The organism is Patescibacteria group bacterium, from assembly GCA_041661625.1.
In the GTDB taxonomy this organism is placed as follows: domain Bacteria; phylum Patescibacteriota; class Patescibacteriia; order JAHIZJ01; family JAHIZJ01; genus JBAZUB01.
Map to the genome: position 1 here is coordinate 304,757 of JBAZUB010000002.1, position 6,856 is coordinate 311,612.

Consider the following 6,856-nt stretch of genomic DNA (forward strand, 5'->3'; position numbering starts at 1 on the left):
AAGATTAACGGTTTGGGCACCGGAACAGAGACCTCGGTACTGAAGGACAACGGCTACGAGTATCTGTACAGATCCGGTTGGGTTCGGCTCCTTGATATCCTCGTGTTGCCTCAGCCACGCCAGACCTTCGGAGAGATCCACGAATTGGCTCAGGACATCGCGCACAAACGGATGCTGACATTACCAATCGTGGCCCGATTCAGCCAGACGGCTTTCTTGGCTTACCTGGAAATCATCAACCGTATCTGGGGAGCTGCGTTTCAGGTTGGTGCTTTTGCGCCTGTTATGGAACGCCAGCGACCTATTTACTATGTCCTGCTGGCGGGAGAGCGGCGCTACCGGGCCTGCATGTTGCTATGGGGTCTGGGTTGTGAGAAATGTCAGAAGAAGGCTAGTCGTCCACTTCGTCCCGGCCAATGCTATTGTAAGCACTTCGGAACCAACCAGTGGGAAGTCAGGCTCTGTGATGATATTCCGCCGGTGCATGCCCTGTACATTCAGCTAGCCGAAAACACGCACAACCGGGTACCGGAGCATCAGGAAGCGTGGGCTTACTATCAGCTCTATAACCTGCTAAGATCGGCCAACGAAGGTTTTACGGTTGCGGCGTTTGCTCGGCGAGTCGGTCGTTCACCCGATACGATCCGGCGGGCATTACGCTACTGTGAATTACCGGCCTCAGTCAAGAGCGCGGTCGAGCAGGGCCTGATCCGGTATGGTATCGCGCTCGAGCTGGTCAAGCTGCAACAACTGGGCATGGACGAAGATATGATCGGCTGGTGGATGCGGCTGGCGATCGCTCACCCTTATCTGGTTCCTGAATTCCGCAAGCTGGTTGACGCGCACGTTTTCAACCGCCTTCATGGCCAACAGGAGCTGTTTCAAATCATGACGGCGGAGCAGGAAATTCTGGCCCGGCGTCAGGCGGTAAGACGAGTAGTGGAGCAGAATACGATCAACGCTATCTGGCTCTGGGTCCACTACCTAGAACGGGTGCTGCAGCTGCTTGAGGGTGGTCTGCTGGGGATCCAAGAGTCACCCTTCTCCAAGCGCAGTCCGCGGAAAGTACTACGGAGAATGATCGACCTGCAACAACGAATTCTCGACCATAGCGTTAAGCTGCTGCCGGCCTCGGAAGCCGAAACGGCCAGCGTGGTGCTCGCGAAGCTGATCGAACTGGAACCCAGGCTCGATGCAGCGGGGGTGCTGGAGGACTAACGGATCGCAAAGGACTGTGGAGGCAGTCCTTCTTTTTATTACGGTGTCACTTGACAATCATATCGATATCACGGAAAATGTGGGCAGTTCACGGCTGTCCAACCAATAGGGGGTAGGGAACATGGCGGTTGAAAAGACCGATGCCGGTATTCGCATCGACTGGGACAGAGCCCGAACCGTGTTCGGAACTTTGTTGCGGCGGATGCGGGCAAACGGTTATCCATACTGTCTGCCCGAAGCCCAGCCGCCACAGATCGAATCCAATCTGCCACGTACTCTGATCCGTGGTGGAGTGGAACACGCGAACTTCCTGTTCATTCTATGCTACTGGATGCGGGGCGGTATCGAAAGCGACACGGCGATCACATCGTTGGCCAGGTTGCACGAGGACTATTCCTACATCTTCCGGCCTCGCGCCGCCCGGATGATTGACCCAGTCTTCATCACCGGTTTGCTGAGAGCGTACAATCTGGGGTTTTCCAGCGATGAGATTGGACGACACTGGGTGCTCAACGCCAGACGGCTGGATGAGTTATACGGTGGTTCGGCCATTGCGTTGTTTGATGGCGTGAGTGATTACGCCACCGCCTGCGAACGAATTCGCAACCATCGAGGCAACGGTTTCCACGGTTTCCAGGAGAAGATGGTTAGCATGCTGATCTACTTCCTTCTGGACAGCGGGTTCATTACCGGATTTCCCCACCCGATCCCAGTTGATTTCCATGTCCTACGCACGCTGGTCTCGACTGAGATTCTGGTCTGGCCGAACGCGTCGCAGGGCAACCACTACCATCCCAAGCTGCTTCAAGTAGCTCGCCGGCTGCTCCAGGGATTCTGCGAAACCGAACGGGTGGATCCGCGCGATCTGTGCAATGCGCTTTGGTTATTCTCACGCACATTCTGCCGGCACCACCCAGGCAACAAAAGCGCGGTTGGCGAACGGAACGGACGGAAGACGCCGGTTGGACCGACCGATATAGCATGGACCGTCGCCCAGCGTCGGAGCTATGATCGATACTGCGGACACTGCCCAATCGAATCGTTCTGTCGCTGGCAAATCCCGTCGGCTCCTTACTACATTCAGGGTCGTTTGATCACTCGCGGGCTACGCGCCAAGCCGCCCCAGGGATCGCTCGGCTTGTGGCACAACCCGTTGTGATACACACGCGGGTTTTTCTTTTGGGTCTACGGTTTGACAAAATCTTTAACTTAAAGAGCAAAAAGCGTACACTTAATAAGCATTACATGGGTTTACAAACAGCCGTAGGTCGATCGAAAGGAGGGCGGCCATGCGGTGCGAACTCGAGTTTCTGGTGTTGCTGCTGATCGCCCGGTGGTGCAAGATCAGCCAACATTCGGCAGTGTCAAAGACGGTATTTTGGAAAGCCATCATTGCTATGGGGCCATTCGATGAAGCCATTCTATTCACCGAGTTGGGTGAGCCGGTTGATCCGCAGCATATGGCTCCAAGGCTTGAGGTGATCTTGGACCACATGGCCGAAACCAGACAGAGTTTGATTGATGTGGTGGACGGTTACATCAGCGTTAGACCTCTCGGACAAGACCGGATCGACGCAACCTCTGATTTCACGGCCTACGAGCCAATACTGGAGCGGTTGACCAGCACAATCCCAACTCTGACAGCAGTCTGAACCACTTGCACCGCTCACTCTGAGGGCGGTCTTCTTTATGAAATTAAAAATTCAAAATGAAAACATTAATTTATTTCAAAGGTTATTGCTATATATTCGAATAATGTTATACTGCAACTGCTTTTGTATATAATAACAAATGTGCGGTTGGTTGGGGTATGGCGCAGCTCGGTTGGTAGGTGATTTTAAAAAACCTAGGCAGAGTCGGGGTGTGGCGCAGTTGGCTAGCGCGCTTGCATGGGGTGCAAGAGGTCCCGGGTTCAAGTCCCGGCACCCCGACTCTGCTCGGGTTCAGTGTAGTTCAACGGCTATATGTGAGACGGCGCGTCCCGTCGGAGGCGGGAAGGTCGTGGGTTCATCACGCACCACGTTGGATGCGTGATGCTCCGAACCCTGAGTGGTTCGGAGCAAGTCCCACTACCCCGACTAACCGCATATACAAATTAGTATAGATAAGCACGTCCCGCCTCGGGCGGGAAGCTCCAGATTACTTATTTGTGGGGCTATGTTGTTGCGTTCTGTTCAAAAAAATAGTAGAAGGGTGTACAATATACTTATAGGTTAAACATCTGAAATTAACACCGAATAGATGCCTAGAGCGTATATTATCCATCGTTGGGACGGTTCGCCGGAAGGGGACTGGTACCAGTGGCTGCGCCGTGAATTAAGGGGTTTGAACTGGCAGGTGGACGTGCCGATGATGCCCAATCCAGCCGAACCGACCATAGAAACCTGGGTGGATTGTCTGAGAAATATTATCAAAAAACCCGGACCGGATGTCTTTCTGATTGGTCACAGTATCGGCGCCCAGACTGTTTTGCGTTACGTGGAGCAGCTTACCGCCGGTACCAAGTTGGGTGGGATAATGCTGGTAGCTCCCTGGTTGATACTGAATAATCTGGAAACACCCGAAGTGGAAGAGATCGCCCGTCCTTGGCTAGAGACGCCGATTAATTTTACCAAAATCAAACATCATACGACTAACATCGAAGCCATATTCTCGGATGACGACTATTTTGTACCGGTTGAAAACCACAAATTGTTCAAAAAGCTCACCACCAAGATTCTAGTAGAGGGTGACAAGGGACACTTTAGCGAAGAAGACGAAATTACTACGCTGCCCTGCGTTCTGCAGCAGATGATACATATGGCAAAAAGCACAATTAAGAATTGAGAATTTATAATTCAAAAGGAAGTGAAAAGACAATCGGAGTTATTGTAGCGGAAACTTTTAGGTTTCCATCAATGAAAACCGGGGTAATAATATCTATGAAACAGCTCGGTTTTGCCGAACCACTCGTGCCACTAGTATTATCCGGCGCTAAGACAATTACTTGGCGGCTTTTTGATGATAAGAATATTCAAGTTGGCGATGAATTAGAGTTAGCTAGTTCTAGAACTCGCCAACCATTCGCCAGGGCAAGGGTAATAAAAGTTGTTGAAAAGACATTTCGTGATCTTGACGCGTCAGACAAGGATGGCCATGAGTCTTTTACTAGCGACGAAGAGATGTATCAAACATACTCGGATTATTACAAAACAGAAGTCACGCCAGTTACGCTACTAAAGATTATCCACTTCGAAATAAACAAATAGCTAGACAAGAAAAAAGCAGCAATGTGCGTAGGGCCATTCAATATTACGCGTAATGTTGAAACGAGCTGATTATTTTTTACAGAATATTATATTCACCTTTTTACGAAAAGGTGAATTGTTATTCGTGTGTAGAGAGATTGCTTTGATTAAAAAAAGACAGCCGAAGCTGTCGTGGGGGATGGGGGATGAGTCGCCTCGCGGTTAGAAGCTGACGATCTTGCGAGTGATAAGGAGGCCAACGGATCCAATAGGCTTCACCGTAAAGCACTCATCATTGATCGCGAACGCAGCTAGGTTGTCCCCGAAGTAAGCCTCAACCTGCGCCATCACATCGATGGATCTGCCACCGTCGGTAATGTCATTGACCACGATTTGCACGGCCGGTACCCCACAACGCAGGAAGTTGGCCGTTATGGCCAAATCGTCGTAGGCTCTGTGGGAGTACTCGATCATAGGGACCCCGTCTCTGGGGATGGTCACGGTACCTGATCCCTGTGAAATGACCTGATCCTGCGACTGCTGAATAAACTGTCCATCGGGCATCTGGGTGCCTCCTTCTGATGAGCCTGGGATCGTCTTGAGTCGCTTGTCTGCAGTTAAGACCAGTTGGGACAATTTGTCAAGGTAGAGACCATTTGTCAGTTAACCAACTTCGGGGTATAGTATGGGCAATATCGCGCCCGCTATTCCATAACAAAACCAGCCGCGCTAAGGCGGCGGTTCGATACAATGGAATAGTTGAAAGTCTAAGCGGCCGCTTTCTTCAAACGCTTGGTAGTGGTACGAACGCAACTGGAACAGACATTCTTGGTCTGGCCGTCCACAACCCGGCGCTGTAAGTTAACTTGTTTGCGCACTTTGGTGGCCCGATTGGAATGACTGCGGGACAGATAAATGCGACTGCCGCGGTGACAGATATCACAGACACGTGCCATAACGATAGGTAAATAATCGAAATAAGTCAGTGGGGAGCATATCACGGATGGAAAATTAATTCAAGCACATATGTTATTGCGTCTGCTATTTACCGATCCGCTCTATTTTGTCACCTGGACACTGGCTATTATCGTCGGTATTACCGTGCATGAGTTTTCGCATGCCTGGGCGGCGACAATGCAGGGCGATCGTACGCCCGGCCAGACCGGCCGCCTCAGCCTGAACCCGTTAGCACATCTCGACCCGCTGGGTACGTTGATGCTGCTAATCGTTGGTTTTGGATACGGCAAACCGGTCCAGTTTGATCCGCATCAACTCCGAAATCGGCGTTTCGGACCCGCGTTGGTGGGAGTGGCCGGTCCGTTATCAAATCTGGCAATGATCATAGTTTTTGGCTTGGCATTGAAGGTGCTGGTTTTTCAGGCCGGTTTGACGAGTGCGAATTTATTGGTGTTGTTTCTGACTAATCTGGTCCAAATTAACGTGATTCTGATGGTGTTCAATCTTTTTCCGATTCCGCCACTTGACGGATCCAAGGTGCTGTTTGCCATTTTGCCGCACTCAATGTATGAATTTAAGCTAAGATTAGAGCAATATGGGCCATTCATCTTGTTGGGTCTGCTGATTTTTGGCCAGGGTCTGTTCAGCGTAGTCTTTAACTTCTTTTTAAACCTGGTTGGCCGGGTGTTCGCTTAAGCGTTGACACCCCAGTTCAAAGATGCTATTCTTTGGAAGAAATTATCGAACGACAGCAGTTCGATTTGCTTTCGTAAGCAGCGGGTTTATATTAATAATAGGTTGTAAAACAACCCAAGACGCGCAGACATCCTGAACTCTGGTCAATCAGGTCGTCTCGGCCGTAATCATCGTTATCCATCCATGCCTACAATCAGCCAATTGGTCAGAAGTGGCCGCAGCCTCCAAAAACGTAAATCCAAGACCCCGGCACTAGAAACGGTCTTGAACGCACTCAAACGCCGCCGTTCACGGTTGCCAAAAGGCAGCCCGTTTAAGCGCGGTGTTTGTGTTAAAGTCACCACCACTACGCCCAAAAAGCCAAATTCGGCCTTACGTAAAATCGCTCGTGTTAAGCTTTCCAATGGCATGGAAGTCACCGCCTACATTCCCGGTGTCGGCCACAATCTACAGGAACACTCGATCGTGATGATTCGTGGCGGCCGCGTCAAAGACTTGCCCGGCGTGCGTTATCACGTGGTACGGGGCGTTTATGACACCGTTGGTGTCGAGGGCCGCAAACAGGGCCGCAGTCTGTACGGCGCCAAGCGCGAGAAGAAATAACCTGAATTCCTAGAACCATATGCGATCCAAACCAGCCCCAAAACGCCAAGTTGCCCCTGATCCGAAACACCGCAATGTGATTATTGGAAAGTTTATCAATCACGTCATGGAACGCGGAAAGAAAACCGTCGCCCAGGGTGTGGTTTATGATATGT

General features: G+C 51.0%; 10 protein-coding genes and 1 tRNA gene. 9 read left to right on the forward strand and 2 right to left on the reverse strand.

Annotated elements, in window-relative coordinates:
• Positions 1 to 171 precede the first annotated feature (171 nt).
• The 6 genes from WC734_04925 to WC734_04950 all read left to right on the forward strand — a co-directional run bounded on the left by WC734_04925 (position 172) and on the right by WC734_04950 (position 4,466).
• Positions 172 to 1,218, forward strand: coding sequence for a hypothetical protein (locus WC734_04925; GenBank protein MFA6198461.1), 1,047 nt, complete (start codon positions 172 to 174; stop codon positions 1,216 to 1,218).
• A gap of 121 nt (positions 1,219 to 1,339) precedes the next feature.
• Positions 1,340 to 2,377 (forward strand): hypothetical protein, encoded by a 1,038-nt coding sequence (locus WC734_04930; protein MFA6198462.1) that lies wholly within the window; start codon positions 1,340 to 1,342, stop codon positions 2,375 to 2,377.
• A 130-nt stretch (positions 2,378 to 2,507) separates the two neighbouring features.
• Positions 2,508 to 2,870, forward strand: a complete 363-nt coding sequence (locus tag WC734_04935; GenBank protein ID MFA6198463.1) for a hypothetical protein — start codon at positions 2,508 to 2,510, stop codon at positions 2,868 to 2,870.
• 205 nt (positions 2,871 to 3,075) lie between these two features.
• A tRNA-Pro gene (locus WC734_04940) sits at positions 3,076 to 3,149 on the forward strand.
• 310 nt (positions 3,150 to 3,459) lie between these two features.
• The gene (locus WC734_04945) at positions 3,460 to 4,044 is read left to right on the forward strand and encodes an alpha/beta hydrolase (GenBank protein MFA6198464.1); all 585 of its coding nucleotides are present in this window, start codon (positions 3,460 to 3,462) and stop codon (positions 4,042 to 4,044) included.
• 95 nt (positions 4,045 to 4,139) lie between these two features.
• On the forward strand, positions 4,140 to 4,466 hold the full coding sequence (locus WC734_04950; protein MFA6198465.1) for an ASCH domain-containing protein: 327 nt from the start codon (positions 4,140 to 4,142) through the stop codon (positions 4,464 to 4,466).
• 201 nt (positions 4,467 to 4,667) lie between these two features.
• Here the strand turns inward: WC734_04950 and WC734_04955 are convergent, their stop codons facing one another.
• Positions 4,668 to 4,919, reverse strand: a complete 252-nt coding sequence (locus WC734_04955; GenBank protein ID MFA6198466.1) for a hypothetical protein — start codon at positions 4,917 to 4,919, stop codon at positions 4,668 to 4,670.
• 293 nt (positions 4,920 to 5,212) lie between these two features.
• Entirely contained in the window at positions 5,213 to 5,401 is a 189-nt protein-coding gene (locus tag WC734_04960) for a 50S ribosomal protein L28 (GenBank protein ID MFA6198467.1), read from the reverse strand.
• Positions 5,402 to 5,471: 70 nt separating this feature from the next.
• On the opposite strand from WC734_04960, the gene WC734_04965 reads away from it, so the two are divergent.
• The 3 genes from WC734_04965 to WC734_04975 form a co-directional block, all read left to right on the forward strand.
• Positions 5,472 to 6,098, forward strand: a complete 627-nt coding sequence (locus WC734_04965; GenBank protein ID MFA6198468.1) for a site-2 protease family protein — start codon at positions 5,472 to 5,474, stop codon at positions 6,096 to 6,098.
• A gap of 183 nt (positions 6,099 to 6,281) precedes the next feature.
• Positions 6,282 to 6,701, forward strand: coding sequence for a 30S ribosomal protein S12 (rpsL, locus tag WC734_04970; protein MFA6198469.1), 420 nt, complete (start codon positions 6,282 to 6,284; stop codon positions 6,699 to 6,701).
• 19 nt (positions 6,702 to 6,720) lie between these two features.
• On the forward strand, positions 6,721 to 6,856 hold a 136-nt coding region (locus WC734_04975), incomplete at its 3' end, for a 30S ribosomal protein S7 (GenBank protein ID MFA6198470.1).